The organism is Echinicola strongylocentroti (assembly GCF_003260975.1).
Taxonomy (GTDB): Bacteria; Bacteroidota; Bacteroidia; order Cytophagales; family Cyclobacteriaceae; genus Echinicola; species Echinicola strongylocentroti.
This window is the reverse complement of the sequence record NZ_CP030041.1, coordinates 4,571,910-4,596,960: the sequence shown is the minus strand read 5'-3', so window position 1 is coordinate 4,596,960 and position 25,051 is coordinate 4,571,910. Positions and strand designations below refer to the sequence as shown.

The 25,051-nt window shown below is 43.4% G+C and carries 42 protein-coding genes; 39 read left to right on the top strand and 3 right to left on the bottom strand.

The window, feature by feature from the left end:
* Positions 1-156: 156 nt before the first annotated feature.
* A complete protein-coding gene (locus DN752_RS18035; protein WP_112785254.1) occupies positions 157-537 on the bottom strand; it encodes a helix-turn-helix transcriptional regulator in 381 nt (126 codons plus the stop codon).
* 161 nt (positions 538-698) lie between these two features.
* Here DN752_RS18035 and DN752_RS18030 point away from each other — a divergent pair, with 161 nt between their 5' ends.
* The 26 genes from DN752_RS18030 to DN752_RS17915 all read left to right on the top strand — a co-directional run bounded on the left by DN752_RS18030 (position 699) and on the right by DN752_RS17915 (position 14,588).
* Positions 699-965, top strand: coding sequence for a hypothetical protein (locus DN752_RS18030; protein ID WP_112785253.1), 267 nt, complete (start codon positions 699-701; stop codon positions 963-965).
* A 9-nt stretch (positions 966-974) separates the two neighbouring features.
* Positions 975-1,274 (top strand): hypothetical protein, encoded by a 300-nt coding sequence (locus tag DN752_RS18025; protein WP_112785252.1) that lies wholly within the window; start codon positions 975-977, stop codon positions 1,272-1,274.
* 204 nt (positions 1,275-1,478) lie between these two features.
* Positions 1,479-1,706 (top strand): hypothetical protein, encoded by a 228-nt coding sequence (locus tag DN752_RS24570; protein ID WP_162633262.1) that lies wholly within the window; start codon positions 1,479-1,481, stop codon positions 1,704-1,706.
* The gene (locus tag DN752_RS18015) at positions 1,703-1,993 is read left to right on the top strand and encodes a hypothetical protein (RefSeq protein WP_112785250.1); all 291 of its coding nucleotides are present in this window, start codon (positions 1,703-1,705) and stop codon (positions 1,991-1,993) included. The genes DN752_RS24570 and DN752_RS18015 overlap by 4 nt, the downstream gene beginning before the upstream one ends.
* On the top strand, positions 1,980-2,279 hold the full coding sequence (locus tag DN752_RS18010) for a hypothetical protein (protein WP_112785249.1): 300 nt from the start codon (positions 1,980-1,982) through the stop codon (positions 2,277-2,279). Before DN752_RS18015 ends, DN752_RS18010 begins: the two co-directional genes overlap by 14 nt.
* 24 nt (positions 2,280-2,303) lie before the next feature.
* Positions 2,304-2,444, top strand: coding sequence for a hypothetical protein (locus DN752_RS24565; protein WP_162633261.1), 141 nt, complete (start codon positions 2,304-2,306; stop codon positions 2,442-2,444).
* An 8-nt stretch (positions 2,445-2,452) separates the two neighbouring features.
* Positions 2,453-2,704: a hypothetical protein gene (locus DN752_RS18005; RefSeq protein WP_112785248.1), complete on the top strand. Its 252-nt coding sequence runs from the start codon at positions 2,453-2,455 to the stop codon at positions 2,702-2,704.
* Positions 2,697-3,119 carry a P-loop NTPase family protein gene (locus tag DN752_RS18000; RefSeq protein ID WP_112785247.1) on the top strand — a complete coding sequence of 141 codons (423 nt, stop codon included), beginning with the start codon at positions 2,697-2,699 and terminating at the stop codon, positions 3,117-3,119. The genes DN752_RS18005 and DN752_RS18000 overlap by 8 nt, the downstream gene beginning before the upstream one ends.
* Entirely contained in the window at positions 3,112-3,840 is a 729-nt protein-coding gene (locus DN752_RS17995; RefSeq protein WP_112785246.1) for a hypothetical protein, read from the top strand. Before DN752_RS18000 ends, DN752_RS17995 begins: the two co-directional genes overlap by 8 nt.
* The gene (locus tag DN752_RS17990) at positions 3,833-4,102 is read left to right on the top strand and encodes a hypothetical protein (protein ID WP_112785245.1); all 270 of its coding nucleotides are present in this window, start codon (positions 3,833-3,835) and stop codon (positions 4,100-4,102) included. Before DN752_RS17995 ends, DN752_RS17990 begins: the two co-directional genes overlap by 8 nt.
* The gene (locus DN752_RS17985) at positions 4,099-4,341 is read left to right on the top strand and encodes a hypothetical protein (RefSeq protein WP_112785244.1); all 243 of its coding nucleotides are present in this window, start codon (positions 4,099-4,101) and stop codon (positions 4,339-4,341) included. The genes DN752_RS17990 and DN752_RS17985 overlap by 4 nt, the downstream gene beginning before the upstream one ends.
* Positions 4,342-4,347: 6 nt before the next feature.
* Positions 4,348-4,605: a hypothetical protein gene (locus tag DN752_RS17980; protein ID WP_112785243.1), complete on the top strand. Its 258-nt coding sequence runs from the start codon at positions 4,348-4,350 to the stop codon at positions 4,603-4,605.
* Positions 4,598-4,738: a hypothetical protein gene (locus DN752_RS24560; RefSeq protein WP_162633260.1), complete on the top strand. Its 141-nt coding sequence runs from the start codon at positions 4,598-4,600 to the stop codon at positions 4,736-4,738. The genes DN752_RS17980 and DN752_RS24560 overlap by 8 nt, the downstream gene beginning before the upstream one ends.
* A gap of 117 nt (positions 4,739-4,855) precedes the next feature.
* Complete coding sequence (locus DN752_RS17975) at positions 4,856-5,101, top strand: hypothetical protein (protein WP_112785242.1); 246 nt, start codon at positions 4,856-4,858, stop codon at positions 5,099-5,101.
* Between the two features lies 1 nt (position 5,102).
* Entirely contained in the window at positions 5,103-5,684 is a 582-nt protein-coding gene (locus tag DN752_RS17970; RefSeq protein ID WP_112785241.1) for a hypothetical protein, read from the top strand.
* Positions 5,677-6,468: an HD domain-containing protein gene (locus DN752_RS17965; RefSeq protein ID WP_112785240.1), complete on the top strand. Its 792-nt coding sequence runs from the start codon at positions 5,677-5,679 to the stop codon at positions 6,466-6,468. The genes DN752_RS17970 and DN752_RS17965 overlap by 8 nt, the downstream gene beginning before the upstream one ends.
* Complete coding sequence (locus DN752_RS17960; RefSeq protein WP_112785239.1) at positions 6,461-7,327, top strand: DNA adenine methylase; 867 nt, start codon at positions 6,461-6,463, stop codon at positions 7,325-7,327. Before DN752_RS17965 ends, DN752_RS17960 begins: the two co-directional genes overlap by 8 nt.
* Positions 7,328-7,361: 34 nt before the next feature.
* A complete protein-coding gene (locus DN752_RS17955) occupies positions 7,362-9,884 on the top strand; it encodes a primase-helicase family protein (protein ID WP_112785238.1) in 2,523 nt (840 codons plus the stop codon).
* Between the two features lie 9 nt (positions 9,885-9,893).
* Entirely contained in the window at positions 9,894-10,262 is a 369-nt protein-coding gene (locus DN752_RS17950) for a hypothetical protein (protein ID WP_112785237.1), read from the top strand.
* 26 nt (positions 10,263-10,288) lie between these two features.
* The gene (locus tag DN752_RS17945; RefSeq protein WP_112785236.1) at positions 10,289-11,872 is read left to right on the top strand and encodes a DNA cytosine methyltransferase; all 1,584 of its coding nucleotides are present in this window, start codon (positions 10,289-10,291) and stop codon (positions 11,870-11,872) included.
* Between the two features lie 37 nt (positions 11,873-11,909).
* A complete protein-coding gene (locus DN752_RS17940) occupies positions 11,910-12,221 on the top strand; it encodes a hypothetical protein (protein WP_112785235.1) in 312 nt (103 codons plus the stop codon).
* A 319-nt stretch (positions 12,222-12,540) separates the two neighbouring features.
* Positions 12,541-13,332, top strand: coding sequence for a DUF2829 domain-containing protein (locus DN752_RS17935; RefSeq protein ID WP_112785234.1), 792 nt, complete (start codon positions 12,541-12,543; stop codon positions 13,330-13,332).
* Positions 13,333-13,362: 30 nt separating this feature from the next.
* Complete coding sequence (locus DN752_RS17930) at positions 13,363-13,668, top strand: hypothetical protein (RefSeq protein WP_112785233.1); 306 nt, start codon at positions 13,363-13,365, stop codon at positions 13,666-13,668.
* Positions 13,665-14,072, top strand: coding sequence for a hypothetical protein (locus DN752_RS17925; protein ID WP_112785232.1), 408 nt, complete (start codon positions 13,665-13,667; stop codon positions 14,070-14,072). The genes DN752_RS17930 and DN752_RS17925 overlap by 4 nt, the downstream gene beginning before the upstream one ends.
* Positions 14,069-14,377 carry a hypothetical protein gene (locus DN752_RS17920; protein WP_112785231.1) on the top strand — a complete coding sequence of 103 codons (309 nt, stop codon included), beginning with the start codon at positions 14,069-14,071 and terminating at the stop codon, positions 14,375-14,377. The genes DN752_RS17925 and DN752_RS17920 overlap by 4 nt, the downstream gene beginning before the upstream one ends.
* Complete coding sequence (locus DN752_RS17915) at positions 14,364-14,588, top strand: hypothetical protein (protein WP_112785230.1); 225 nt, start codon at positions 14,364-14,366, stop codon at positions 14,586-14,588. Before DN752_RS17920 ends, DN752_RS17915 begins: the two co-directional genes overlap by 14 nt.
* A 222-nt stretch (positions 14,589-14,810) precedes the next feature.
* On the opposite strand, the gene DN752_RS17910 is transcribed toward DN752_RS17915, so the two are convergent.
* On the bottom strand, positions 14,811-15,638 hold the full coding sequence (locus DN752_RS17910) for a coiled-coil domain-containing protein (protein WP_112785229.1): 828 nt from the start codon (positions 15,636-15,638) through the stop codon (positions 14,811-14,813).
* An 11-nt stretch (positions 15,639-15,649) separates the two neighbouring features.
* Entirely contained in the window at positions 15,650-16,528 is an 879-nt protein-coding gene (locus DN752_RS17905; RefSeq protein WP_162633259.1) for a hypothetical protein, read from the bottom strand.
* A gap of 442 nt (positions 16,529-16,970) precedes the next feature.
* Here DN752_RS17905 and DN752_RS17900 point away from each other — a divergent pair, with 442 nt between their 5' ends.
* The 13 genes from DN752_RS17900 (at position 16,971) to DN752_RS17840 (ending at position 25,026) form a co-directional block, all read left to right on the top strand.
* Positions 16,971-17,264 carry a hypothetical protein gene (locus tag DN752_RS17900; RefSeq protein WP_112785227.1) on the top strand — a complete coding sequence of 98 codons (294 nt, stop codon included), beginning with the start codon at positions 16,971-16,973 and terminating at the stop codon, positions 17,262-17,264.
* A 57-nt stretch (positions 17,265-17,321) separates the two neighbouring features.
* Positions 17,322-17,747, top strand: coding sequence for a hypothetical protein (locus DN752_RS17895; protein WP_112785226.1), 426 nt, complete (start codon positions 17,322-17,324; stop codon positions 17,745-17,747).
* 1 nt (position 17,748) lies between these two features.
* On the top strand, positions 17,749-18,159 hold the full coding sequence (locus tag DN752_RS17890; protein WP_112785225.1) for a hypothetical protein: 411 nt from the start codon (positions 17,749-17,751) through the stop codon (positions 18,157-18,159).
* Positions 18,160-18,222: 63 nt separating this feature from the next.
* On the top strand, positions 18,223-19,503 hold the full coding sequence (locus DN752_RS17885; protein WP_112785224.1) for a head maturation protease, ClpP-related: 1,281 nt from the start codon (positions 18,223-18,225) through the stop codon (positions 19,501-19,503).
* 29 nt (positions 19,504-19,532) lie between these two features.
* Complete coding sequence (locus DN752_RS17880) at positions 19,533-20,615, top strand: hypothetical protein (RefSeq protein WP_112785223.1); 1,083 nt, start codon at positions 19,533-19,535, stop codon at positions 20,613-20,615.
* Entirely contained in the window at positions 20,615-21,046 is a 432-nt protein-coding gene (locus tag DN752_RS17875) for a hypothetical protein (RefSeq protein WP_112785222.1), read from the top strand. The genes DN752_RS17880 and DN752_RS17875 overlap by 1 nt, the downstream gene beginning before the upstream one ends.
* Before the next feature lies 1 nt (position 21,047).
* Complete coding sequence (locus tag DN752_RS17870) at positions 21,048-21,593, top strand: hypothetical protein (protein WP_162633258.1); 546 nt, start codon at positions 21,048-21,050, stop codon at positions 21,591-21,593.
* Positions 21,593-21,799, top strand: coding sequence for a hypothetical protein (locus DN752_RS17865; RefSeq protein WP_112785220.1), 207 nt, complete (start codon positions 21,593-21,595; stop codon positions 21,797-21,799). The genes DN752_RS17870 and DN752_RS17865 overlap by 1 nt, the downstream gene beginning before the upstream one ends.
* Before the next feature lie 239 nt (positions 21,800-22,038).
* Positions 22,039-22,368, top strand: coding sequence for a hypothetical protein (locus DN752_RS17860; protein ID WP_112785219.1), 330 nt, complete (start codon positions 22,039-22,041; stop codon positions 22,366-22,368).
* Between the two features lie 98 nt (positions 22,369-22,466).
* The gene (locus tag DN752_RS17855) at positions 22,467-22,661 is read left to right on the top strand and encodes a hypothetical protein (RefSeq protein WP_112785218.1); all 195 of its coding nucleotides are present in this window, start codon (positions 22,467-22,469) and stop codon (positions 22,659-22,661) included.
* A 400-nt stretch (positions 22,662-23,061) separates the two neighbouring features.
* On the top strand, positions 23,062-23,511 hold the full coding sequence (locus tag DN752_RS17850) for a JAB domain-containing protein (RefSeq protein WP_112786603.1): 450 nt from the start codon (positions 23,062-23,064) through the stop codon (positions 23,509-23,511).
* A 285-nt stretch (positions 23,512-23,796) separates the two neighbouring features.
* On the top strand, positions 23,797-24,222 hold the full coding sequence (locus tag DN752_RS17845) for a DUF6943 family protein (protein WP_112785217.1): 426 nt from the start codon (positions 23,797-23,799) through the stop codon (positions 24,220-24,222).
* A gap of 135 nt (positions 24,223-24,357) precedes the next feature.
* Positions 24,358-25,026 (top strand): hypothetical protein, encoded by a 669-nt coding sequence (locus tag DN752_RS17840; protein WP_112785216.1) that lies wholly within the window; start codon positions 24,358-24,360, stop codon positions 25,024-25,026.
* Positions 25,027-25,051 lie beyond the last annotated feature (25 nt).

The following is a 25,051-nucleotide window of genomic DNA, read 5'->3' as shown; positions in this document are numbered from 1 at the left end:
AAAACACGAAAGGCCTTCCGGAAAATACCGAAAGGCCTTTTTGTGCGCACGAGAGGATTTTCCGATTTACCCATGTAAGTGCTTGTAAATTAGTTAAATGCTGTTTTGTGTCTTGGTTTCAGCTTCAAAAAGGGTGATCTGGTTTCAAAACTGGTTTCAAAATATCTGAGCCTTGATGACCTCATTGACTCCTTTTAAAAAGTCAAATTGCCGCTTTAGCTGCTCTTCTGAGCCATCTAGGGCAACCATCATCTGCACCATATTCTTTTTGGTGTACCCGGGCAATGCGGCATCTTGGGCCTTAGATAAGCCCCCCTCATTTTTATCAGGATGGAAGATGTGCTCCATGGTCACGTCATACAGCTTCGCCAGCTTATAGGCATCTTCAAACTTCAGCTCCGTACGCCCAAGTTCTATGCGCTGATATCCCGTATAGTCATTCTTTCCGAGCTTTTCGGCTACAAACTCCTGACTGTAATCACGTTCCAGTCGGAGCTTCCTTAGCCCCTCTGCTACTTTACTTCTGAATTCGTCCATACATTTTTATTACATGCTATACGCAAAAATAACGTGTTGTAAATCAATTAGATACGCTAAAAATATGTGTTTTACATAAATATCACTTGTATTTATACGCATTATTCACGTATTTTGATACGTAACAAATATGTATTTGTTGTACAACAAATTAAAAATACATGATAGCTATTAGAGTAAAGGAACTATTTGAAGAGGCGGGGATCGAGGAAGTAAGGCCCACCGAGGAGGCACTTAGGAAAATGGGTATGTCACGCAGGAGATTTACTCAACTGACTGATAATGTAAACAAAACACCTATTTCCGTGCCAGAACTCGAAGCCATTAAGGAATGGATTGCGCAATTAAGAGAAATCGAACCAGACGAAATTATTGGGCAATCTACCGTGACTTCCGAAATCAAAAACCGCTTTGGTTTAACCAAGTAATTTTCACGTATGAAAGCATGTATTCAATTAAAAAAATTCGCCAATGCCAGGGAAAAAGCCTATCAGGCTGTTGGCAAAATGAACGGTAAGCGAGCGAAAGCAATCACCAAGATCAAGCTGATCGCAGGACACTACGCTCGGGAAAGCGATATGGTACAGCTAAGGGCTGTCAATCAAGTGCAGGGCTACATCATGGAATTGCTGCCAACAGCAGAAAGCAATTTCAAAAACCAACGCGCGGAAATGCTGAACCTGATCGATCAAGCCAAATCCCTACAAAAATGTACCAATCAAACATTGGCCTACTAATGCGGGATCAGCGGATCCTTAAAAAAGACCTTAAGCGGCTATGGACTGAACTCAGGACACTAAAGGGAAATCCCTTTTCGACCATTCAGCTGATTTGGCTGACCAAAAAGGAGCTCAAGTCTATCAATGAAGAGCTTGAGCTTAATCTACGGATCGGCTTTCCTAACGGTAAAATACCTTTTTCAAAAGCAACACTTTTCAAAAATGACAATAGAAGAAAGACAGGACTATCTAGGGTTGCCATTCGACCCTAATGGAGACAGGAAGTTTTATATCCGCGCCATGGTCAGCCTCATCATCATCTCACTGGCGACCATTGTAATGTTCACGGAAGAAACCCGCACCATTTACAAACTGGGACAACGCGTGTCACATCATGCCAAGCGTGCCAGAAAAGCAGCAAGAAGAACCAAAAGCCTTTTCGAACTATGAAAATACGTCACGAAAAATCATCGCTCACCAATACCACCCTCAAACACCTGCTAGGGTGGGTGGAAATGTGTGAAGAGACCATCACCACGGACAGCCCCTTCAAAAACATGGAGGAGATGGGAAAGCAATTCGAATGGTGGCGAACGGAATATGACCGGAATGTATCGGTAAAAGACGCCAAGGATGTCAGAATCACCACCTATGGTGATCAGATCATCATGATGGCAGATGAACATAAAGGAGAATTTATTCAAATCACAAAAGTACCTGAACATGTCAACCCGTAATATGGATACGCTGATCGCGCAAATCCTCAACACACCACCTTACCAAATGCCGCCAGTGGTATTTACCGGAGGCATCTACCAACTCGATCTAAGCTATCGGGGAGAAAGTCTAAACATCACCAAAACCAGATTATACGACTGCATGGATTCCTACCTGGACTTTGTTATCCGGGTAAATAATAAAACCCGGTTTCGGAGAGGTGACTTTGACAAGCTCCCCCATAAGTATGGTGAAGAGATCCGGACACCATACCGACAACCCTCACGGGTTACCCATACCGGATAATGTACAACCAAATCCTATAAAACGATGAAATACCTTATCAAAATGCTAGTGGGACTAATGCTTATGACGGCCATGCAATCCTGCTATTCTAACAAGACCCTCACCGGGAAACAGACCGTCAAAAAACAACAAAAGGAACGGGCCTTTAAAGGCTGGGATAAATAATTCAAGCCATGGCACATATTATAGAAGAGCACTTTTTTAATAAAGAAAGATTGGACGAGGACATAAACCTTATGGTTTTGGAGAAGGAAAAATGGGAGCATTCCCGCCATTGGGAAATCATTTCCCTGTCCGTTTCCTTCTCCACTCGATTCACGCCAAATGAACTAATAGCATTTGGCAATTGGCTCACCAATCATGGTGAAAGGATAAAAACAGAATATAAGTCAAACGGCAAGAGAAAGGAGGAATCCAATGGCTGATTCAAACACCATTCTGATATATGGTCCTAAGGGATCAGGTAAATCAAGACTAGCCAATAAACTGGCAGAGGGTAAGAAAACGGTACGTCTGCAAGACCGAATGGCTTTGACTGATAACAGGGCGACTTTTGGGTTCAGTCAAGTAACTAAAGAAACGGAGTGTATCCTTATTGATGAAGCTTTTGACTTTGACGAAGGCCAGTTGAACGCGCTCATTGCAGAAAGTGAATTGGTGATTGATAGAAAAGCGGAAAAACAGCTTATCATCCCAAGGCCTGAATTGATCATAGCTTTTAGTGCTGAGGTAGATCCTTCCGAGGACAGACCTAAAAGGAATGTACAAACCATTGTGCTGAATAGGGTTAACAATGGGCACAAATCAAACGCCCAGAAAAAGGAGGTCGCCCATGGCTGATCTACACCTTACACCAGATATCACCATTAAGGAGATCCCTATGCTGATGCAGACCGATATGGTCATTGCTACCTTAAATGGTTCCAAAAGCGAAACCCGAAGGCTAACCGGTCTAGAGGAATATAACAAGACTCCAGGCAAATTCTGGATTGTAAAAAGAGAAAGTGAAACTGGTTGGCAAGTATTCAAGAGCACGCTGAGCACCCAATGGATTTTCTGGGATAACCTGAAATGCCCTTACGGAAAACCGGGAGACATTATTTGGGTGAGAGAAGGGTTTAGCGTATGGCCGGAAAAAGTAACCCGGTTTAAAACAGAATCCCTATGTGATCCTGATGGATGGAAACAAACCATGCGAGAAAAAGGAATCAAATGGAAACCATCCATTCACATGCCAAAATCAATTGCTCGAATATGGCTGATGGTGGAAGATATTCGCATGGAAAGGATCCAGGATATTACGGAAGAGGGCGCAAAAGCCGAGGGAGCCGAATTTGAAACCTGGAAAGGGATCTATAAAACCACCCATTCCTACATGAATGGATTTCTAAGTATCTGGTTTAGCATCCACAATGACAAAATGTGGAATTCAAACCCTCTGGTTTGGGTAATAAAATTCAGAGTCCTCTCCACCAATGGCCGGCCATCGAACGAGGTTATTCTCAAATCTCACGACTCAATTCTCACGACTCAAAAAGGAAAGGAGGCCACCAATGCCTAGACATGGAAAAGGAGCTCTTTACGCCACGCTGCTATCCCTGATCATGTGGCTGCTTATGCTGATGGGCGGATGTGCCCCACGGAAATACACCGTCCGGCCAGAAGGTACCGTCATCGACAAGGACGGATCCCGTGTGCTGATCATCTTTCAGGACATCTCCGGAGAGCCGCACACCTTCACCTACAACTGGTTTTTCTTCGAGCGTGCCGACACCATCCAAGTAGGCGAGCAATTCAAGCTAAGAAAGGAGGTACAGCCGTGACACTCGATAAAGCCAAAGACCTGGTCGCAGAGCAACGCTACGGGCAACCTTGGAAAAACCTGTATCCAGCCGAGAGAATGTCCATCTACACTCAGGTATGCGAAACCTTCGCCAGTGCCAAATATGAAGAGGGATTCGAAGCAGGGATCCAAAAAGAGGATGACAATGGAAAAGGCTTCGCCCTCGGGATGATAGTAGCAATGGCACTGGGAATGTTCATCGGATTTATAATCAAGTAAAACGCCATGAAAGAACTATTTGAAAATCGCTTTAGGGAAAAATTCAGCGAACGACTTTCCGGCCTGTACCTCCCCAAGATCACCAGGCCGACCATGAACCAAAACATTATCCATACAATCATGGATGCCGCAGCCGAAACGGGGCTGCTGGTCTGGAAGCTGAGCATCTACGAAGTACAGGCAATGGAATATAGGATCGAGGTCAATCACGACATCAAAATCAAATGCGTCATTGATCAGGGAAAGGAGGCCAGCCATGGGTAATCATCCAGATAGAGAGCCGATTGACCTATTGCCAAAATTCATTCTTGCACTCTTCATCACTTTACTGATGGCCGGCACTGGATGGCTGATCAGCCTACTCATGATCCTATCCCAGGAAGGAGGTGGATCTTGAATTTACTGATCGATAGGCTGCGCGACATGCGATTATCTGTCACCAGCATCATCCGTGTGGCCCAAAACACCCATTACCGAAAACAAAACCGAATACACGCCTTAAAGAAGAAACGCTATGAACTTACCAGCCGGTACAGAGAAGCCATCCGGGAAATCGACAGGAAAATCAAACGAACCCGAAACGCAGACTTCCCAAAATCCCCAACTGCCCAAGGACATCCTGATGCTGGAGGATGATATCCAGCGATATCATAACAGAATAGACTATGACCGCAGCCTAACCGAAAAGCAAAGGGCAGAACTATGGCTAAGGATCATGAGAAAAACGCAGGAATTAAAACAACTCAAAAACCAATCGTAACATGAAATCATTTGCCTGGACTTCGCCAGACTTCAAGATAGAATTGGCAAAAAAAACCAAAGACAAGGCCGAGATCCTGATCACCAACAAAAAGCATGAAACCCTTGTCCTGACTACCATCTCCCTAACAGAAATAAAAGGCATCAGGGATGTATTATGGGAAATGGAATGTGATCTAGAACGGTCGATAGAGGAAGAAAAGAAAGCCAATAAAGAAATCACCCTGGCTATGGAAAGCCCATGGCCGGAGCAAAAGTCATTCAAAGACAAATTCGACTGGCATAATTTAATCAAATCAGCAAAATCTGGAGCTATAAGCACGCGAGACCGCCAGCCATGGGAAGATGCGGTGGTTTATTCAAGAAGCTGGTACACCAACCCAGTCAGTTACCGGGCAGAGTTTATCTCAAGAGACAGATTAGGCCGGCCTAATGACCCATATTTAAGAAAATTGGGTGTTGACTTTATCAGTGCGGTAGAAGAAAAAAACTTGGAACTAATGGAGACCCTACTAAGCACCATCCAAGAGAGGAAAGATCAACTAGTCTCAGAAAAACTGGGGAAGGAGGCTACTGATGAGTAAGTACCTTATTTGGGCAAACAGCTATGTTGGGAACTCCCTATTATTTTGGCGAGCAGGACAGGCCGGTTATACCACCGATATTGATAAGGCCCATCGATTTGATTTCGATGAAGCTAAAAGTATCTGTGACGGATCCGGTGGAGAACATAAACTCATTGATGCAAGACACCTGGAGGAAGTATCCACCAGACAGGTCCATGCTGATCACTTTGACCGAAAACGAATTGGTAAGGAAATTCCTAAGGCTGACGAAACCTTGTATGCCGGTTCATGTATTCTCACCTATTCAGGGAAATACCTGAACGTATTCGACCCTAACCCAGATGACATTGTCATTGAAGACATTGCCCATGGCCTTGCGCTGGAATGCAGGTTTGGCAATCACCTTCCAGTCCACTATTCGGTTGCGAATCATTCTATAGAAGTATCAAATGGGTTACCTAACCACTTAAAACTCGAAGGATTGCTTCATGATGCTTCAGAAGCATATCTAGGAGACATGGCAAGCCCAATCAAAAAGTCCATGCCAGACTATCAGCGAATAGAGGACGGCTTAATGAGGGCAATAGCAGATAAGTTTTCGTTCAATTACCCCCTTTCAAAAGAAGTAAAAATAGAAGATCGAAAAGCACTTGAAATTGAACATATAACTTTTCGAGAAGCCAAACACGCTTATAAGGGAAAGCCATTTTGTATTGCCAACCAATTGGACATCCGAGAAGAGTTTTTAAGGCTATTTCACATTTACAGCAAAATGGCTGGAAAGGAGGCCTCCCATGGCTAAACTCAAAACCCTTACCCCCTACTATGGAGGTAAATTCAACAAGGTTGGCAAGTTTATCTCCCAGATTCTTCCCGTCCACCGACACTATGTAGAACCCTGTGGCGGGATGGCTGGGGTGATGATGCAGAAGGACCCGTCATTCTGTGAAGTGTATAACGACATCGATGATAACCTAGTAACCCTATTTGAGGTCGTACGGGATCCCGAATCGGTAAAAGAACTTTCCAGAAGGTTAGACCTCACGCCTTATTCCCGAGAAGAATGGAAACGCTGCCGGCAAACATTCAGAACGGAAGAGGAGAAAATCGAACGGGCCAGACAGATTTATGTAGTACTGTCAATGGGATACCTCGGTTCAATGGGGAATAAAAGCTTCAATTATGGCGGTACCAAATACGAGAGCTCAGTCGCCCGCACCTTTTTCAATGGATTGGAATCTCTACCGGCCATCCACCGGAGAATCAAAAACATCATCATCGAAAATCAGGACTGCATGGTCGTGGCCAAAAAATGGGATTCAAAGGACACCTGCTTCTATTGGGACACCCCCTACCTGAAGGACACCCGGGTAAACTTCAATGATTACGCCAACGAAATGACCAATGAGCAACACCAGGAGGTACTGGACTTTGTGACTTCATGTAAGGGAAAGGTGATCATGTCAGGGTACTTCCATCCCATCTATGAGGAGGCATTGGAACCGAATGGCTTTCAGCGGATCGATTTGGAAACTTATTCTAGAGGCTCCAGATCAAACGGGAAAGGCTACGATTCCAAACGGACCGAATGCATCTGGCTGAATTATAAAACCAAGGATTTTTCCAATCCCCTATTCGCCTGCCTCCAGTCACAAGCATAACATCTATTGTCTAAAATCTTTAGTCTAAACAAGAATGCCCACCAATCAAAAAATAAGCAATGATGTCGAATTATACTACGAAAAGCGGCTGCGTGCGCTTGACATTTCCGAAGAAGCCAACAGCCTCACTACCCCGGTATTTAAAAGTGTCGAGGGTGGATGGATAGAAACTGAGGAGACCAAAACCCACAAGCTGCTAGAGCCCTGCGAAAAGGGCATCCAGATCAACTATTTCAATGTCACGGGATCTCCCCTTCGCTGGCGAAAGGAAGGAAACAAATGGGAAAACAACTTCGTCAGGATACGCCTCGAAAAAGAACGCACCTACGAAAAGGATGGCAAAAAGCAGACGGCTAAATACCATCAGGAAAAAGGATCCGGGCAATACCCATACCTGACGCCCGGCATCATCAAGGCTTGGATAGACCGGAAGAATAGCCAGATCGAAACGCTGGTGCTGATCGAAGGGGAATTTAAAGCGCTCAAGGCATGGATGGAAAAATCCAAGATCAAGGGCATGGAGGGAGTGGAATTCATGGGCATTCCAGGTATTCATGGCTTTTATGGCGGAGACACCAACCACAAGCGAGAAATCAATGAGCTGATCCAAAAGGTCATCATTGACTGCAAAGTAAAAAACATCGTGATGCTGCTGGATGCCGATGCACTAGTGGTCAAGTGGGCAGAGGATAAGGACCTTTATATTCGCCAAAAGAGCTTTGCCAATGCCGTGGGGAATTTCCGCAATTCCCTGCACCTGCTTATAGAGGACAAGAATGTTCCCCTTTCGCAAGTGTACTTTATGCACGGTAAGTCGAAGCTTGTGGACACCGCCAAAGGGCTGGACGACTTATTAATCCAGACTCCTGCCAAGGCCAAAGACATCTTTGAAGACCTTACCCAATTCCATTTTGCCAAAAGATGGTTCGATGGTATTATTCTGACAGATGGCCAACAAAGCACCATTGATAAGCACTTTGGACTTCATGGTAGAAACCAGTTTTACAATATCTATAAAGAATACATTGGCTCCCGTCCTTTCATCTACCAAAAGATCAAATATGAATGGACGGGAGAAGAACTGGCCTATGTCAAAATCGAAGATGCCGACCGCTACATGCGAATTGGCATTGACTGGGTGAAGATTATCCAAATCCCCAACCGGTATGGACTATTGGAAACAAAAGTAAAGCGATGGTCAGTCGCGGAAATCAAGCGTGACTACCCACAGGCCATCGCCAACAGAATGATCAATGAACAGATTCCAAAATATGATTCCTACCATGTGGAGCCCAACTGGGATCCAGTGTCTTATAAACGAGTGGTATATGGCTGCTATAACCTCATGGAACCATTGGTGCATGAACCTAAGCCCGGAAGGGTGGATACGACATTACAATTTATCAAACACCTTTTCCAAGGAAAAGGCCGCATCTGGTGGGATGAAGAGGAGGAAATGTACAAAGAAGAGGCATATAAGGGTGACCAATTTACCGTAGCCATGGATTACCTGACCATCCAGCTGCAGCACCCAAAGGAAATGCTTCCCGTGCCCTGCCTGGTATCGCCCGAAAACGGTACAGGTAAATCCACCTTTATCAAATGGCTCTGCATGGTGTACAACGGCAACGGTACCGTCCTAAACAATGACCGTTTCAAAATGAACTTTAACGGCCATTATGCGACCAAATTCATCATCGGGCTGGATGAAGGGTTCTTGGAAGTGGACAAGAAAGCGGAGAAGGAGAAGCTCAAGCAGCTGGTAACCTCTGACACTATTTTCTTAGAAAACAAAGGAATGGACATCCAAGAAATCCCCTATTACGGCAAGCTGATTATTTGCTCCAATGATGCCGACAACCTCATGAAAATGGAAGATGAGGAAACCCGCTGGTTTGTGGTGAAGGTACCCAAACTCAGGACCCGCGACCCCTTTATGGTGGACAAGATGAAAGAAGAGATCCCCGCGTGGATCCACTTCTTGGCCAACCGAAAGGTATTCCATGAGAAAAAGGACCGTTTGTGGTTTGAGCCGCAGGATTTTATAACAGACCAGATGCGGGAAATCGTCGAGGTCACCAAGAACCAAGTGGATGCTTCCGTGGAAAACTGGGTAAAGGAAATGTTCCTCACCTACAAGATCCCAGAGCTCAAAATCAGTCGTCCAAGGATGCTCCATTACATCAACGAGACCAAAAAATACAAGATCGACGAGGAAAAGCTCAAATACTACATGGAGAAAAAACGTGGGTTCAGCCTGGGCAAAACCGCCCGATGCAAGATTCCATCCACGATCGTAAACATTCAGGAAGACAATACGCCCCATATCAACTATTACACAGAAATCGCCCGGCCATACATCCTCAAACCTGAGGAATGGCTAAACGAAATAGAGATGAAGGAATTCAAATCCCCTTGGGCATTCAAAAAGGAAGACATGGAAGACGATGATGACCAAACTCCTTCCGGATCCTTCGAAGATCAACAGTCTCTGGATGACAAGCAATATAAGCAGGAAGAGCTTTGGCAAAAGAAAAAAGGCCCTGCACCATTTTAAATCAATGCTATGGAAATCGAAAACATCATATATGAAACTACAAGAGGAATTCACAGTGTGGATGACAAATTAAGGATAGCGACCATCTTTATTTTCTGTTGGAAATTGAACAATAAAAAATTCGCAGAACTCCTTTATACGGCCAATCACACAAAATTCATTAACAATCTAAACAATGAATATTCGAATTATCAGGTGGATTTCACCATAAAATTGACTGACAAGAATATCAAGGATTGTTTTTATAAAACCCTCGAAAAAATAAAGCACAAATACGATAAAGATGGGTTTTACAAAGCGCTCTTTGAAGGGGATGAATTTGCTGTGGTAATAGATCAAATAGTGAATTACAATATCCAAACCACAGGAAATCTTTAAAAACCCAAAACACTAACCTTATAGCAATGAAAAATTCCTATATAACCATCACGGATCAATTTTGCGGAGCCGGGGGAAGTTCCCAGGGCGTGCGCAACTATGCCAATAGGATTGGCGGTGGGGTTGAAGTAAAAATGGCCTTGAACCACTGGGACTTGGCCATAGAAACACACAGCACCAACTTTCCTGAAACAGGGCATGACTGTACGGACATTTCCGCCTGTGACCCTAGGCGATATCCAACCACCGACGGACTGATCACTTCACCGGAATGTACCACGCACAGTCCGGCAGGTGGCAATCGCCATAAGTCGGTAAAGCTACAGCTCGACCTTTATGAAAAAGGAAAGATCGATCCTGCCACAGAAAGGTCACGAGCCACCATGTGGGACGTGTGCCGATTTGCGGAATACCACCAGTATAATTTTATCATCGTGGAAAATGTGGTGGAAGCCAAATTGCGCTGGGCACTGTTTGACGTATGGCTAAAGGCCATGCACACCCTTGGATATAAGCATAAGTGCTGTTATCTCAATTCCATGCACTTCTGGCCGACTCCCCAGTCGAGGGATCGAATGTACATTGTCTTTTGGAAAGCAGGGAACAAAGCCCCCGATCTGAACTGGATGCCCCTCGCCCGCTGCCCATGCTGCGGAAAGGATATCAGGGCAATACAACACTGGAAGAATTCGGAAAAGAAATACGGAAAATACCGGAGTCAATATGTATATGTTTGCCCAGCGGATGGCACCGTGGTAGAACCATATTACTACGCCGCTTTCAATGCTATTGATTGGAGCGATCTGGGCACCAAGATCGGAGAACGTTCACGCCCACTAAAGCCCAACACCATGAAGCGTATCAAGTATGGACTGGAGAAGTATGGAGAGGATCCCCTTATCATCAATACACGCCATACTTCAGGATTGGAATGCAGGGTAAAATCGTCGATTGAACTTCCCATTGGTACCCAATGTACTGACCTCAGTCATGGAATTGCCACCCCCATAGTGATCAAAGGTGAACATACTTCTCTTAATGGATATGTCAAACCGGTGGGCGGACACTTTCAAACCCAAACGGTAAGGCAATCTATGTCACTGGTCACGCCTTGGATCATCGAAATGAACAAGACAGGTGAATGCAAACATGCTTCCCATTCCGCATCCACCATTACTTCAGGTGGTGTAAACCATGCCATTTTGGGCAGTCCACTGGTAGTGGAAAATAAGGGGCAAAGTAAATCCAAACCCACCAGCAAGCCCTTCGGGGCACTTACCACCATGATCAACCATGGGATAGTATCCGATGATGCCCTAAAATCATTCCTCAGCTATTACAATGGATCCAGCCAAGCCAGCGGTGTCAATGAAGCCATGGGCACCGTGCCCACCCATGACCGGGTAAGTGTGATCAGCTACCAGAAACCGAAAATAGAAGATTGCTATTACCGCATGCTCAAGGCCCACGAAGTACAGCGTGCCATGGCTTTCGATGATAACTATGTGATAGTGGGCAACTCCCGACAAAAAGTAAAACAATGCGGCAATGCCGTCACCCCTCCGGCCATGGAATGGCCGGTCGGGCAATGTGTGGAATCATTAAAGTAATCTCAATTCTCATATCTCACTTCTAAAATCTAAAACTATGGAAACACCAAAATTTGAATCCTACGCCTTAATTGAATTGTTCGGCCACACCAGAATGGCCGGAAAGGTCACCGAACAAGCCATTGGCGGCTCCAACTTTATAAGGGTAGATGTCCCGGAAACCACCCATCAAGGAAAATTCACCCGGCTGCTAAACCCCAGTGCCATCTACGCTATCAATCCAATTACGGAAGAAGTGGCTCATAATCTCGCCAACCAATTCCAAGTAGCCCCCATCGACCAGTGGGACATCCAGGACTTTATCCGAAAAGAACAGGATAAACTTGATGAACCTACCGAAGGAATATAGAACCATGAAAACAGTAGATCTATCACGCATCCGTCCACAGGATAGAAGGTATAAAGGCACGGTGATTTTCACACATAAAATCACCGGCAAATCACAATCATATCCAAAAGCTCTTGCTGTACCAATGGAAAGGTGTGCCAATTGCCCTGTATACAAGGTAGACAAAGAAACAATTCCAACCAGTCATTACTGCCAATGTGAATTTCTCTCATCATATGTTTTTGCGGAACATGTGAGAAACAACAGGGTTCCTGAAAGTTGCAAAATATGGCAAGTTAAAAGCGTTCGAAAATATTCTCATACATAACATCTAAAGACTATGCCCCGATACAAAATCAAGCCCCTCACGGAGGAACAATACAAGGAAGCCCCTGAAGCCGTTCGGAGGTTCATGATCGCAGCTACCGAAAAGATCCCCATCCCCGAACTGGAAATAGCCAAGACTATCCGGGATCATCCACAGTACTTCGAATTGGCTAAGCCCAAAAGCCATAGCCAAAAGGTAAAGCGAATGCTGAACCTGAAGCAACAGACGGAAAGGTTAAAACTTGATACTATTTACTCACTACCAAACAAAAATCACATGAATTTTGATGAAGCAAATGAAGCCCTTAAGCAAGGTAAAAAAGTAAGACTCCCAGAGTGGAGAGGCTATTGGTTTATGAATGAAGAAGGCTACGTCAGGGCCTTGACCAAAGACGGGGAAATCGTCGATGCATCAGCCAATGTGCATTATAAAAGAATAGGTTGGGAAATAGCCGATGGCTTGGATTTTGGCTGGGCACTTTCAGCGATAAAAGCTGGCAAACCGGTCACTCGAGAAGGGTGGGACGGAAAAGTCATGTTTGTTTTCATGCGCCCATCAGATAGCCTTACCGCCGATTTTGTCATTAATAAAGTCAAATCACTTCCCAAATGTGTCAAAGACTTCTACTTCTCCCAGTTTTCATTTTCCGAAGGGGAAAGTAAAAGAGGTAATGGGCCAGCGCAATCAGAAGTACATTTCAATCCCTACCTCTGTATGAAAGCCGCAGATGGCACTATTGTCAACGGATGGCTTGCCTCCCAAACTGACTTATTTGCAGAGGACTGGCAATTGTTCAGGTCTTAAGTCTTTGATCTCATATCTAGCATCTAAAAAATGCCGATCGACTACAGCGAGTATCATCCCAAATGGTCCCTGATCAGCAGATTGATCAGGTTTCATCGAGCAAAGAACAAGTGTGAATGGTGTGGGGCTGAGAATTACCAGCCCCACCCAGACACCGGATCCAAGGTGATTCTTACCGTGGCCCACCTGGACCAAAACCGAGACAACAATGCCTTCAGCAACCTGGCAGCCCTTTGCCAACGATGCCACTTGAACCATGACCGTCCCCACCATATTAATAACCGCCGCTTTGGTAGAAACTGGAAGCGCGATCAACTAAACCTATTTAAAAAATGAAAATACGACAATTCGAAACAGAAGAACTAGCTGCCTATCTGTGTAATATTCAAACAGATGACAGTGTGGCCATTGCCTCTGCGCTTTTTGACCGATATCATATCGATATTGATAACCTGCATAAGTTACTTCAAGACCTTATGGATTGTACGGCATTGGCAGTGAGCCCCATTACCAATGATGCATTTGTGGGCTTTTCCAAACCAGGTGAATGGATCCTTAAAAAGAAGGCCAATCCTGCATTTATAGGGAGCATGATCACATGGATATCAGAAGGAAAGGGAGTCCCAGAAATTGGACAGGGATGGCAAAAAGTCATTACTAAAGGTGGGGCTCCTGAATGTACCCTCGCAATCCTTAATCCTGAGGACAAAATAACCCTCAAGAAAAGAGCCTCAAAATGAAAATAACCACCATTAGCCAAGAGGGAAAGGTTTTGCCTAATTCCCCCAAGACCAACAAACTGGCTATGCTTGCCCATGAGGTTTTTGCCCGTAAAAAGATAAATGTACTGGAAGTAGTGTCCAAAATCAGCCTCACTCGTAACATGAACACCTATCAATTCGACATCGATTACAAGGGAGACCATTATAAAATGGAGGCTACCATTGAGCCAGATAAATACCTTACCTATAAGGATCAAGTGGAAATTTTGGCTGACCAAGCTTATGACGAAATCATGCAACAAGACGCCGATGATATTTTATAAACAGCTTACCCGAAGACTCACAGGCCGGTTCAAAATAAAAAACCGTTGGCTACTGGGCAGTATCATCATGGTAAAGGTGATCCGAAGGGATTATTGCGAGAAGGACGGAAGCTTTGGCCCTGCATACACGCAATGGGAAAGGGCAAGTGAAAAGGATTTGAAAACATTAGTAAACATAGCAAAAAATGGTAGAGCGATTAAGAAGGATTAAATAGCGGTGGAATGATTATAAAAGATTACTTGTCATCATCATTGGTGGTATCCTCTATGGTATTGTGGTGTATTATGCTAAATAAGTGGTGGCTCTGAGAAAGAGCAAATGCAACAGGAGCTCATCCAGCTGGAGAATGAAAAGCTAGGATTAGGAATTGAAAGGTTAAAACAGCATCCAAAGCGGGGGTTGTTTTTCTATTTAGCACCTCCCCTTAAATCCCTATTGGTTGGGATCATCATCATAATCACTGAAGTACAAATTTAAAATTTCATATCCCAAATCTGTTATTAAAAATGCCTCCTCTTTCTTGGCTTTGACATGGGTCAATATTTTTTTGCCTATTAAATAATCAGCTGTTTCCAGATTTATTGAACCTAAATCATTAGGATCTAACCTATAAGCATGAGAAAGACGTTGGATATGATCTAACTCTCCTCTGTTCTTAATTTCATTATAAATGGAATTCGCAATAGTTATAAAATCTTCACTCCTATGAGTCTTCGAAAGTTTATAATCCAATGAAATTCGATTAGTTAGGTTGGTAATTTCATTTTGTGTCTCTGTTAGGGAATTTTGAAGAGACATATTTTGCTTTCTAAGCTCATTAGCCTGTTCCCTCAATTGAATAATTTCATTTTCTTCAGACTCTTCCTTTAAAACAGAACTTCTTAGCTTTGACAGTCTTTCCCTTTCTGTAAGAATATCAGAGTCAATTCTGAGCTTATCTAATGCTTTTTTCTTCATTTCGCCATCTCTAACACCCTTAGCATGAGTTAATAAAAAATTTAAGGCTATTGAAAAATATTGAACAGCTATAACTGCAATAAATGCAGAAATAAGTGGATAAACTAAATTTGAACAAATTGACGAATAATTATCTTTAACAATTTCAATCCGGCAAGACATTAAATCTTGCTCAAAAAGGATTATCATAACAGGTTTCCAATTAAATACCATCCAAGAAATAATAAAAGCCCCAATAATAGGTGTTTTTATCCGCGTTTTACCGGCTTCCCATATTTCTTTAAAAAGATCTGCAAGGGTCATATTTTAAAAGCTTATTTTAATTCTCTTAACAAAGTGGTCTTTTTGCATTCTTTCATCAAAATTTGAACGGAATTTAGATTACTAATATATTTTGATAGAGTATTTATACTCTCCTTCCTGATTGATTCGGATTCATTATAGGCTTGTTTACCTTTAATCAGGCAAGGAATCATTTCCACTATCCTTTCATCTTTTAAGTCCTTATTTGACCGAATAAACAACAAAATAGGTTCGATTATTCCTGAATAAATCACTTTAAAATTACTTTTATCTGAAGAATTGATTATCTCCTGTTGATTCTTTCCCAAAACTTTTTCAAGCAAATCCAAAAATGAATCATTACCTGGGAAGACCTTATTTTTGTAGGCTGAAACGGTAAATTCATTGTACAGAAAATTAATTTGAATTAAGGCTTCATTTAAGACTTCAACATGTTCATTAAGGCTATCCAGAAGTTTTCCATTGAATTCTTCAATCTCCTTGACTTGGCGATCAATATACCTAAGCCCGTTCATTATGTTTATCATATCTTCCGACTTCCTTTTTGAATCACCCTTCCTAGAAGCAACAATAATCCTATACAAAGTTTTTCCATCAATCTCACGTAAATCTTCCGTAGAAAAACCGGAGGGTATTCGAACACTAAGGAATAAGCTACTGTATTGAGTCAAATTATTGGATAATTTTGTGATAGATGCTTTTAATTCTTCCATTGAGCTTAAGATAAAATCAAGAGAAGTGAAAAAATAATCTTCTATTTCAAGAAGTTCCTTTTTCCTCTTCCTACTATTCACTATCGATTGAGTAATGACAGCAATAACAGACCCTATTATTGCCAAAAAGCCCCCAATCAAAACACTAATGATTGAAAAATAATCGGACTCGGACAAACTAGAAACTTTACATAGTACAAAAACTAAAAACATAGTAGAATATTAACTTTTTACGCCCAAATTCCTTCGCCGAAAAAGTGTGTTACATTGTTACATTGTTACAATTAGAGTTAAATATAAGTAAAAAAGTAGTAATAAAGGAAATGGAGAAGGATTTTTAGGGTAACTGGTTTTGTAACAATTTTTGAAAAATGTAACAAAAAGCTGTTACATACAACAAAGCTGCATGTAACAATGTAACATCCAGCCCAAAACTTGTAACATCGTGTTACATAATTTATTTGACTGAAAGTCAATATTTTAAACGTAAAAATAATGGGATGTAACAATGTAACATCGTTTTTCAGTTTCACAAAAAACACGTATCTTGTAAGTAATTAGTGCGTGAAAGGATTTTTTAAGGGGCTATTTTCCCCACTTAAAAAAGTACAATTCATTAATGCTGAAATATTTCCATTCCATCACCCAAAAGAAGACATACAAACTCCACTGCACCGATGATCAAACCTATGTCTATTGGGTCTCGGTCTATGCCACTACAGAAGGAGCATTTGTTCATGCAAGGGGCAGAGATGTGTTTAAAGATAAATGCACGGCACTTAATTACCTTGAATTCCTAGCAAAGCCCTGCAGGGAGTCTGACTACATGGATGCCCTAAAAGATTATTTCCAGATCGACAAAGCCCACCGGGAACAATTCCTGGCTTCACTTCAAACCAAAAAAAGGAACTAAAATGTATGGGGTAGATTTGTCCTATTCACTTTTTCACCTAATAAGTAATTTAAACATATGAAAGCATACGATATTCCCGTATCCAGATCAGTCCTTAAAATGCTCCGTAAAGATTATGGCTATAGGCACCATATGCGGATTGATCAACTTCTATTGGGAAGAAAGTTGGGTAATGTCAGAGACTGGGATAGGCATCTCAAAAAGAAAGAAGCAACTCACGTCACCATTACAGTAGTTTGTCGCTATGCCGGTCCCCGAAAACTTTATGCGGTTTCCAAATTATTAGAAAACCACTTCAATCTGAAAATGATGCTGTACGTGGAAGCGGCGGTGGAATTTGGCTCTGATGCGGCAGAAGCTATTCGCAGCTTTATGGAAAAATACGACCTTTCCGAGGAAGACCTCAAGATGGAAACCGCCTATAAACGATGGCAGCGCCACCAAAAACGTGAAATAGAAAAAGAACTCATTCCCCTCTGGTAAAATGGAAAGAACCTCCCTGATCACCCTACTGATGTTGGCAGATGCCACCGACTATGCTGACTTGACCTTTGACAATGACCTGCCCGACACAGGATCCCTAACGTCCTATTTTACCAAAATACCATTGGTATTGGAAAAAGCCATTCTCCAATGCTCCAGTAACCAAAGCAATCATGGGATGCTGGTAGAATCCACTGTCCAAGCAAGCACTTTCCGCGAAAGCAAGATCCACCAGGCATTTGCTGACAAGGAAATATTGGTCTATCTGGAAACGACCAATGGGGAGAAACATTTTTTAGGTAGTAACGTCAATCCCTGCACCATAACCTATAGTGAAGACTCCGGGGGAGCCGTCACTGACAGCAACGATAATTCTCTTAGCATCTCCCATTCAGCGGCCAAAACTGCCTGATTCTGTCCCCTGAACCGACACAGGGGATGCTTAAGCTTGTGACATCAAACCCGATGTCACACCATGAGCAAGACCAATCCCCTCTTTTACGAGATCACCAATAAGTCCACGGCCAATAAGACCGTGGACATCCTAATGTACGGTGCCATCCCCAGCTGGGACCAGGATACCTGGAAGATCAAGAACACGGCTGATAAGTTCGTCAGGGATTTTAAGGCCCTCGAAAAAGAATACGACCGCATCAATATCCGCATCAACAGTCCGGGAGGATCACTGTACCACGGTTTTCCGATTTTCAATGCGGTGATCAACAGTAAGAAGGAAATCCACACCTATAATGATGGTTTGGCCGCTTCCATGGGCGGACTGCTCTTGCTTGCTGGCAAAACCGTCCATTCCGCGCAAAACGGCATGCTAATGATCCACAATGCCATGAGCTGGGGCGGTGGCAATGCCGACCAGCTGCGGGAGATGGCCAAAGTACTCGACAAGTACGATGAGCTTATTGCCAATAAGCTGGCCAAGAAAACGGGCATGACCAAAGAGGAGGTCATGGACAGTTACCTTAACTATAAGGACCATTACCTCACCCCGGAGGAAGCACTGGAGGAGAAGTTTATTGATGAGATCGATGATTACGAGGCCGAAGAGGCTCCTCCTGCCAATATTGCCAACATGAATCACGAGGAGGTAATGGCTTTTTACCGTCCCAAGGACGAAGACAAAAGCTTCTTTAACCGGGTCACAGAGCATGTAAGAAAAACACTGAACCTTTCATCTTCCCATGGAGCTCCAAAACATCCCAATCCCCCAGCTCCTCCTGCCAAAAACCAGTCACCAAATTCCAATCAAGACCATATGGATTTCAAAGATTCACTTGAGCTGCTCAATAAGGGCGAGCTCACTGCCGAGGATATCGCTGCCGTAAAAGCAGAGATTCAACAATTTACCGGCGCCAATGAACGATTCACCTCGGACGAAGTACAGGCCAAGGTGGATGATGCTGTGAAGCCTGTACAAGCCCAAGTGGATACCCTTACCAATGAAAAGGGAACCTTGGAGACCGAAGTTTCCAACCTCAAAACCGAAAAGGACAACCTCGCCAAAACGGTGAATGACCTGAAAGGAGAAAAGACCACCCTGGAAACCGAGAACAATGGCCTCAAACTCGATATCGAGGCTTATCGCAAATCAGGAGTCAAGCCTACCAATACCAAGGGCAAGGATCCTGAAAAAATCGAAGGAGAAGAATCCCCTGAAAACTACTTCAGCGAGACGGACAAGGAAGTAAGGAACCTTCGCAAGCAAATGGGCTACCCTGATAAATCAGAAAAAGCCGACTAATCAAGACCAACTAAACCAACTATCACAATATGCCAGTATCACCAGCGACCGATATTTCTGCGATCAAGGCCTATATCCACAAGTGGGACAAAACCCTGATCAACCAGATGCTGAATGGCCTGGACATTATGAATGACCTCACGGTCATACGTAATGTACGAGAGCCTAGGGATCTGTATAAGATGACGGTGGATTCAGGGGCTCGACCACTGAATCTCAACATCGAGCATGCAAAAGGTGGGAGAAAATGGACCAAGCGAACATTGACTCCTCAACGGGGGATGAAAATCATCCGCATGATTCCTGAAGAACTCCGCGAGACATTTATGTCCGAGATGCTTGACATCAATGCCAAAGAAGTTCCTTTTGCCAATTGGGTATGGGCACAGGAATTTGCCAAACTGGCCTCCGAGATCAATGACAACTTCTACTTCTCCAAGTACCACGGGGACAATGTGGATGCCTTTGATGCGGGTGCAGTTTATTCCGAAGGCGACTTGGTGTATTTCAATGAAATCATCTATCGCATGATCGATGTAGCGGACACCACTGCCGGCCAATCCCCAGAGACCGACCCGGCCAAATGGGAAGATGTGGACAACAAGGTCATCCTGGACGGTCCGCATGAGAAAATCGAATATGCCATCGCCAACGAAGGCCTATTGACCGTAGGTGACGGCGGTACCTTCGATGAGACCACCGCTTACGACTATTTCCACTCCATGTGGGCCGTTGTGCCGGAAGCTCACAAAAACAAAGGAATGGTCGCAGAGGTCAGCATGGATGTCGCCCAGGACCTTGCCATTAATGTCAACAGCAAGTTTGGCTCAGGCCAAGGCATTGCCAATTCAGACATCGAAGAGGGCAAGGAATTTATCCTTAAAAATACCGGAGGACGGTTAAGGGTAAGGCCTAAGACCTGGATGTCAAATTCCCGTAGGGTCATCATGACCATGAAAGGCAATATGGTGCTGGGAACCAACCAAACATCCGATTCCAACAAAGTGGGCAAGGTCGTGGAAAACCTTCACGGCTATGACGCCATCGTAAAATGGATGCTCGGATTTGAATTCCGGGATCTGGAAGTGTTGTACGTAAATGACCAGCAATAATGTCAGATAAGAAAAATACACCAACTCCTGAAGAGCAGATCACTGCTCTTCAGGATCAGTTGAAAGCAGAAACGGCAAAAGCCGAGGCTTTGGCAAACGAAAACAATTCCTTGAAGGAAAGTCTTCAAAAAGCTCAGGAAGATTTGAAGACACCTGATCCGGCACTAGCTGACAAGGATAAGGAAATCGAACGATTGAAAGCGGAATTGGAAGATTCTTCCGAGATCGTGGCCGACCTGAAATCCCAGCTAAAACTGGCAGGTAAAAAAGGCAAAGGCACTATCGTAGAGATAGGCAAAAAGAAGTACCTGGTAAAAGGTGGCTTCGTGAACAAAGAAGGAAGGTTTACCCCTGAGGACATTGCTGCCGATCCGAAATTGGCCAAATCCCTGGTAGACCGAGGTTCTGGACTCCTAAAAGAGATCAAGTAATATGGATTTAATGGATTATCAAGGTGCCCAGAACCTGGAAGAATCCGCTGGTCTGGAGGTTGAAGTTTGCATCGCAGATTATAACGATGTAGAGTCTTGGCCTGCACTTCCTACCCTCACAGGCGCTACTGAAAGTGGCGAGTATGTGGATTTAGGTGCTGAGGTGTTTACCATGAAGACCGGCAAGAAGTTCTTCCAGTTCGAAGCAACTTTGGAAAAGAACGCCTTTAACTCCGCATTGGTCGGAGCCAGAAGGGCCAAGTCGTTTGAGAACACGCTCACCATCGCCAAGTCAGGTGTCAGCAAGCAGCTATTTGGATGGTTAAGGGCCAATAGGAACCGGCCACTGGTGGTAGCCTTTAAGTTTTTGGGCGAGACGGATCAATATACCTTTATCGGGTATAAGGGCATTCCTGCAGAAGTAGAGGAAGCAACCTCTGAAACTCCTGCGGAAATCAGTGGAGAGAAAATGACCTCCATTACGGTGAGATCGATCTACTATCCACCATTCTACATCGATGAAGTACCCTTAACTGAAGCTGTGTAATGAGTGATTTGAAGACCACACCGATATTGGACGGCAAGTATGAGGTGGTCGGGGTAAAACCCGGCCCTATCGGCACCAAGTTGGGTGTCATTAACCTTGCCAAGATCAATGAGAAGACTGCCGAAAGGCTTATCAATCTGGGCACCAGTTACCTGAGAAAGGTAGCCGCACCAACCGACAAGCCAGCGAAAACGGACAAAAAATAAGGTTATTTTGGGTTTTATAGGTAAAGAGGATCGGTGCTGCCGATCCTTTTTTTGTGTTTTGCTCCGTCATCGCGAGCCTGCGAAGCGATCTCATCTTTTAATATCGAGATCGCCACGACCTCCTTCTGTCCGTCTCGCGATGACGGTTTTCATTATTTCTGTCCTACCTGTTTAATACTGTATCCCCCAAATTGAAGTCTCATTTAATGAAATATTCAATTCACCTAAAACCACTTTCAATGAAAAAACTATTTGCTTTTCTTTTGGTGCTTTTCGCAGTGGGGATCTATACCGATATAGTTCCCCTAGATGATACTAGTGCCAATCCCACTCATGAAGTCATCCAATTGGCACCAATGGATATCGACGAAGATATTCCCCATCTGGACCAATCGAAAAAACTTCACTCCGAAAGCCTGTTTATGCGTTCCTTTATCCTCAGCACGACATACTATCCGGCATCCTTGCAGGTACCGATCGAGGACAAGAGAAAACATGCAGCCCAAACCCATATCACCTTTGCAGATCTGCACTACGACCCAGGTTCGTGCGGTTTGGTTTTAGTGTGATCTATTCAATGCCATATTTTCAATAATGTGATAAAGCCTTTCCAAAATGGAGAGGCTTTTTTTAATTTGGCAATGGACTTAAAACCAATGTTTATAGTATGTGGAAATTTAAAATTAGTTTTGTAGTAAGAGAAACAAAAACTGAACGCGACATTGCCGTTTGGGAAAGAGAACTTGAATTTGAAAAATACCCAGACAATTCTGAAATATCAGACAGATTAAATAGAATTTCACTCCCACCTGGTTGCCACATTTTTGGAAATGCCAAGGTAGAAGAAATTTCTAGTAAGTAATATCACAGGCCTTTCCGAAATGGAGAGGCTTTTTTTATCCATTGTTTTACATCTAACTACTTTTTCAGGGGCTTTCTCCGCTCAGGCGGAGTCGGGCTATCCGTTACTATCTTTTTTCAAAAGGATATCCACTGCTATCCCTAAGCCTTTTTGCCACCCTTCGACTCCGCTAAGGGTGACAAAGTGGGATTCCAACACACATTATGCAATTGACATAGAGCAAAGTTCGGGAACAGTTTCCGACACGGGACAAGAGACTACGGCATAAAGCTCCCCGCTTTCCCTGCTGGGTTTATTCCGTTTCCAATTGCCCTTAGTCGCCCCCTTTCCCGGTGTGATAGCCAAATCAATTTTTCACAAATCCCTCCGGCGCCAGGAGATAAAAGTCGGCGAAGCTATCATGAAAAATCTATTCAACACCATCGGAGAAGTAAAAGCTACCTACAAGACCACTGGCAAGCCTTTCGCACAAATTACCGGTAGCAAGGATGCCGCAACCCTCCTCAGGGAGCTCTGGGATCAGGACACCATCGAATATTATGAAAGTTTCTGCGTCCTCATGCTGAACCGCGCCAATAAAGTCATCGCTTACCGCTTCGTAGGCCAAGGAGGGACTTCCGGAGTAATAGCCGATCCCAAGACCATCTTTCAGGCAGCATTACTGGCCAACTCATCAGCCTTGATAGTCGCGCACAATCATCCCTCTGGCCAACTCAAACCCTCCAGACAAGATCTAAACCTTACCGAAAAAGTAAAACTAGGTGGCGACTTTCTGGACATCCACTTGCTTGATCATATCATCATCACTGCCGATGGCCACTACAGCATGGCCGACAACGGGGAGCTTTAAAGCTCCTTTTTTTCACCCCCTCTGCCTTTGGCATCTCCCCCTCCAAGGGGGAGAATTAGCAGTTTTAAACGCTAATGGTATAAGTAATCTCTCTCACTTCAATCATGTGCCGCCAAAGTTAGGGAGGATGATTTCACACAGGACAAGAGACTACGGCATAAAGCCTTCCCGTTTCCCCTGCCGGTTTATTCCGTTTCCAATTGCCTTTAGTGATCTCCTCTCCCTGGTGCCGGGCTTTCATCATTTAAGCTCCAGCGCGAGGAGTGGAAAGTCCGCATCACGCACATGAAATCCTTCACTGCAAAATCACACGTTCCTGGTAGGTCCTACAACCAGCCACATCTTTTCATCCTAAGCAAAGGCAACAATGCCGGCAAACCGCTGGAGTCAGAAACGGCCAATTGCTTTGTGCTGACGTTTGATAACACGGAAGATCGGGACCGAATATATTGGTTGTGTTATGGGCTTTGGCAGGACAAAGTATTTGCTTACCACCTTCATGGATCGGTGATCCCCTTTATCAGGCTTTATGAGTTTAGGAAGATCGTAATGGGACAAGTGGCCTTTCATGAAAATCGCATGGAGGCATTTGACCAGATAGTGCAGCACCTTAAGGCAGTATTGGCTAAGGAACGTAACCTTATCGCCCAACAAAAGACCGTCGCGCAACTGAAAGCAGCCATGGTCAGAAAAATGAGGAAAGGGAGCTGATTCCCTTTTTTTGATCAATAATAAAACCCTGAACTATTACTGCACCCATGGGGCATGTCTTTTAGTTGGATTTTTTCGCTGAACTACCTAATTTTAATTTTTACTAGATATCATTATTTAATTAAACTACTACTCATGAAAAGAAAAATATTTTATTCATTACCCTTTTTTTTCATAATACTAATTATTGCATTTTCGTACAAAAATCAAATTGACCAAAACAAGGAAAAAAAGAAGGTTCAAATTCAGAATGAAAGAAAAAAATTAGAAAAGGAAAATAAATCCTTAACCACCAAAATAAACAAAGCCACAAATCAATTTTTATCCTTTGAACTTCAATCATTAAATGCGACTTCTTTACGGGTAAAAGTTACTAACCATTCTGAAAGTGACATTAGACACTTAGAGGTCGATATTTACCTCATGGATTCCTTTGGAGATTTTTTAGGTTATGGTGATAAAGGAAATGGATCCATATTTTACCAATCAATAACAGAAAATGATGTTATTTCGAAAAATAGCGACATTTCAACAACAGTAAGTTCAAAATCAATCAAAAATTATATGGACTTTTACTCTACTCATAAGGAATCATTAGATCTTTCTTTCTCCTTGAAATCTATTACTTTTAACAATGGTGATAAACTTAGCCTGTGGAAGGGTTGGGGACTAAGCTCTTTACAAAATCGTGATACAGATCATTATGAGCATTTAGATAGAACTAATCCACTATATAAATTAAAACGAAGTGTTTTATATAATAGGGATATCTTAAAAAAAATCAACAAATATTTGAATGGTTGATATCAGAATACACATTTAGTAGTAA

Bases quoted from the DNA above. Each gene is read 5' to 3' on its own strand.
- DN752_RS18035 (WP_112785254.1), bottom strand. From the start codon at position 537: ATGGACGAATTCAGAAGTAAAGTAGCAGAGGGGCTAAGGAAGCTCCGA.
- DN752_RS18030 (WP_112785253.1), top strand. From the start codon at position 699: ATGATAGCTATTAGAGTAAAGGAACTATTTGAAGAGGCGGGGATCGAG.
- DN752_RS18025 (WP_112785252.1), top strand. From the start codon at position 975: ATGAAAGCATGTATTCAATTAAAAAAATTCGCCAATGCCAGGGAAAAA.
- DN752_RS24570 (WP_162633262.1), top strand. From the start codon at position 1,479: ATGACAATAGAAGAAAGACAGGACTATCTAGGGTTGCCATTCGACCCT.
- DN752_RS18015 (WP_112785250.1), top strand. From the start codon at position 1,703: ATGAAAATACGTCACGAAAAATCATCGCTCACCAATACCACCCTCAAA.
- DN752_RS18010 (WP_112785249.1), top strand. From the start codon at position 1,980: ATGTCAACCCGTAATATGGATACGCTGATCGCGCAAATCCTCAACACA.
- DN752_RS24565 (WP_162633261.1), top strand. From the start codon at position 2,304: ATGAAATACCTTATCAAAATGCTAGTGGGACTAATGCTTATGACGGCC.
- DN752_RS18005 (WP_112785248.1), top strand. From the start codon at position 2,453: ATGGCACATATTATAGAAGAGCACTTTTTTAATAAAGAAAGATTGGAC.
- DN752_RS18000 (WP_112785247.1), top strand. From the start codon at position 2,697: ATGGCTGATTCAAACACCATTCTGATATATGGTCCTAAGGGATCAGGT.
- DN752_RS17995 (WP_112785246.1), top strand. From the start codon at position 3,112: ATGGCTGATCTACACCTTACACCAGATATCACCATTAAGGAGATCCCT.
- DN752_RS17990 (WP_112785245.1), top strand. From the start codon at position 3,833: ATGCCTAGACATGGAAAAGGAGCTCTTTACGCCACGCTGCTATCCCTG.
- DN752_RS17980 (WP_112785243.1), top strand. From the start codon at position 4,348: ATGAAAGAACTATTTGAAAATCGCTTTAGGGAAAAATTCAGCGAACGA.
- DN752_RS24560 (WP_162633260.1), top strand. From the start codon at position 4,598: ATGGGTAATCATCCAGATAGAGAGCCGATTGACCTATTGCCAAAATTC.
- DN752_RS17975 (WP_112785242.1), top strand. From the start codon at position 4,856: ATGAACTTACCAGCCGGTACAGAGAAGCCATCCGGGAAATCGACAGGA.
- DN752_RS17970 (WP_112785241.1), top strand. From the start codon at position 5,103: ATGAAATCATTTGCCTGGACTTCGCCAGACTTCAAGATAGAATTGGCA.
- DN752_RS17965 (WP_112785240.1), top strand. From the start codon at position 5,677: ATGAGTAAGTACCTTATTTGGGCAAACAGCTATGTTGGGAACTCCCTA.
- DN752_RS17960 (WP_112785239.1), top strand. From the start codon at position 6,461: ATGGCTAAACTCAAAACCCTTACCCCCTACTATGGAGGTAAATTCAAC.
- DN752_RS17955 (WP_112785238.1), top strand. From the start codon at position 7,362: ATGCCCACCAATCAAAAAATAAGCAATGATGTCGAATTATACTACGAA.
- DN752_RS17950 (WP_112785237.1), top strand. From the start codon at position 9,894: ATGGAAATCGAAAACATCATATATGAAACTACAAGAGGAATTCACAGT.
- DN752_RS17945 (WP_112785236.1), top strand. From the start codon at position 10,289: ATGAAAAATTCCTATATAACCATCACGGATCAATTTTGCGGAGCCGGG.
- DN752_RS17940 (WP_112785235.1), top strand. From the start codon at position 11,910: ATGGAAACACCAAAATTTGAATCCTACGCCTTAATTGAATTGTTCGGC.
- DN752_RS17935 (WP_112785234.1), top strand. From the start codon at position 12,541: ATGCCCCGATACAAAATCAAGCCCCTCACGGAGGAACAATACAAGGAA.
- DN752_RS17930 (WP_112785233.1), top strand. From the start codon at position 13,363: ATGCCGATCGACTACAGCGAGTATCATCCCAAATGGTCCCTGATCAGC.
- DN752_RS17925 (WP_112785232.1), top strand. From the start codon at position 13,665: ATGAAAATACGACAATTCGAAACAGAAGAACTAGCTGCCTATCTGTGT.
- DN752_RS17920 (WP_112785231.1), top strand. From the start codon at position 14,069: ATGAAAATAACCACCATTAGCCAAGAGGGAAAGGTTTTGCCTAATTCC.
- DN752_RS17915 (WP_112785230.1), top strand. From the start codon at position 14,364: ATGATATTTTATAAACAGCTTACCCGAAGACTCACAGGCCGGTTCAAA.
- DN752_RS17910 (WP_112785229.1), bottom strand. From the start codon at position 15,638: ATGACCCTTGCAGATCTTTTTAAAGAAATATGGGAAGCCGGTAAAACG.
- DN752_RS17900 (WP_112785227.1), top strand. From the start codon at position 16,971: ATGCTGAAATATTTCCATTCCATCACCCAAAAGAAGACATACAAACTC.
- DN752_RS17895 (WP_112785226.1), top strand. From the start codon at position 17,322: ATGAAAGCATACGATATTCCCGTATCCAGATCAGTCCTTAAAATGCTC.
- DN752_RS17890 (WP_112785225.1), top strand. From the start codon at position 17,749: ATGGAAAGAACCTCCCTGATCACCCTACTGATGTTGGCAGATGCCACC.
- DN752_RS17885 (WP_112785224.1), top strand. From the start codon at position 18,223: ATGAGCAAGACCAATCCCCTCTTTTACGAGATCACCAATAAGTCCACG.
- DN752_RS17880 (WP_112785223.1), top strand. From the start codon at position 19,533: ATGCCAGTATCACCAGCGACCGATATTTCTGCGATCAAGGCCTATATC.
- DN752_RS17875 (WP_112785222.1), top strand. From the start codon at position 20,615: ATGTCAGATAAGAAAAATACACCAACTCCTGAAGAGCAGATCACTGCT.
- DN752_RS17870 (WP_162633258.1), top strand. From the start codon at position 21,048: ATGGATTTAATGGATTATCAAGGTGCCCAGAACCTGGAAGAATCCGCT.
- DN752_RS17865 (WP_112785220.1), top strand. From the start codon at position 21,593: ATGAGTGATTTGAAGACCACACCGATATTGGACGGCAAGTATGAGGTG.
- DN752_RS17860 (WP_112785219.1), top strand. From the start codon at position 22,039: ATGAAAAAACTATTTGCTTTTCTTTTGGTGCTTTTCGCAGTGGGGATC.
- DN752_RS17855 (WP_112785218.1), top strand. From the start codon at position 22,467: ATGTGGAAATTTAAAATTAGTTTTGTAGTAAGAGAAACAAAAACTGAA.
- DN752_RS17850 (WP_112786603.1), top strand. From the start codon at position 23,062: ATGAAAAATCTATTCAACACCATCGGAGAAGTAAAAGCTACCTACAAG.
- DN752_RS17845 (WP_112785217.1), top strand. From the start codon at position 23,797: ATGAAATCCTTCACTGCAAAATCACACGTTCCTGGTAGGTCCTACAAC.
- DN752_RS17840 (WP_112785216.1), top strand. From the start codon at position 24,358: ATGAAAAGAAAAATATTTTATTCATTACCCTTTTTTTTCATAATACTA.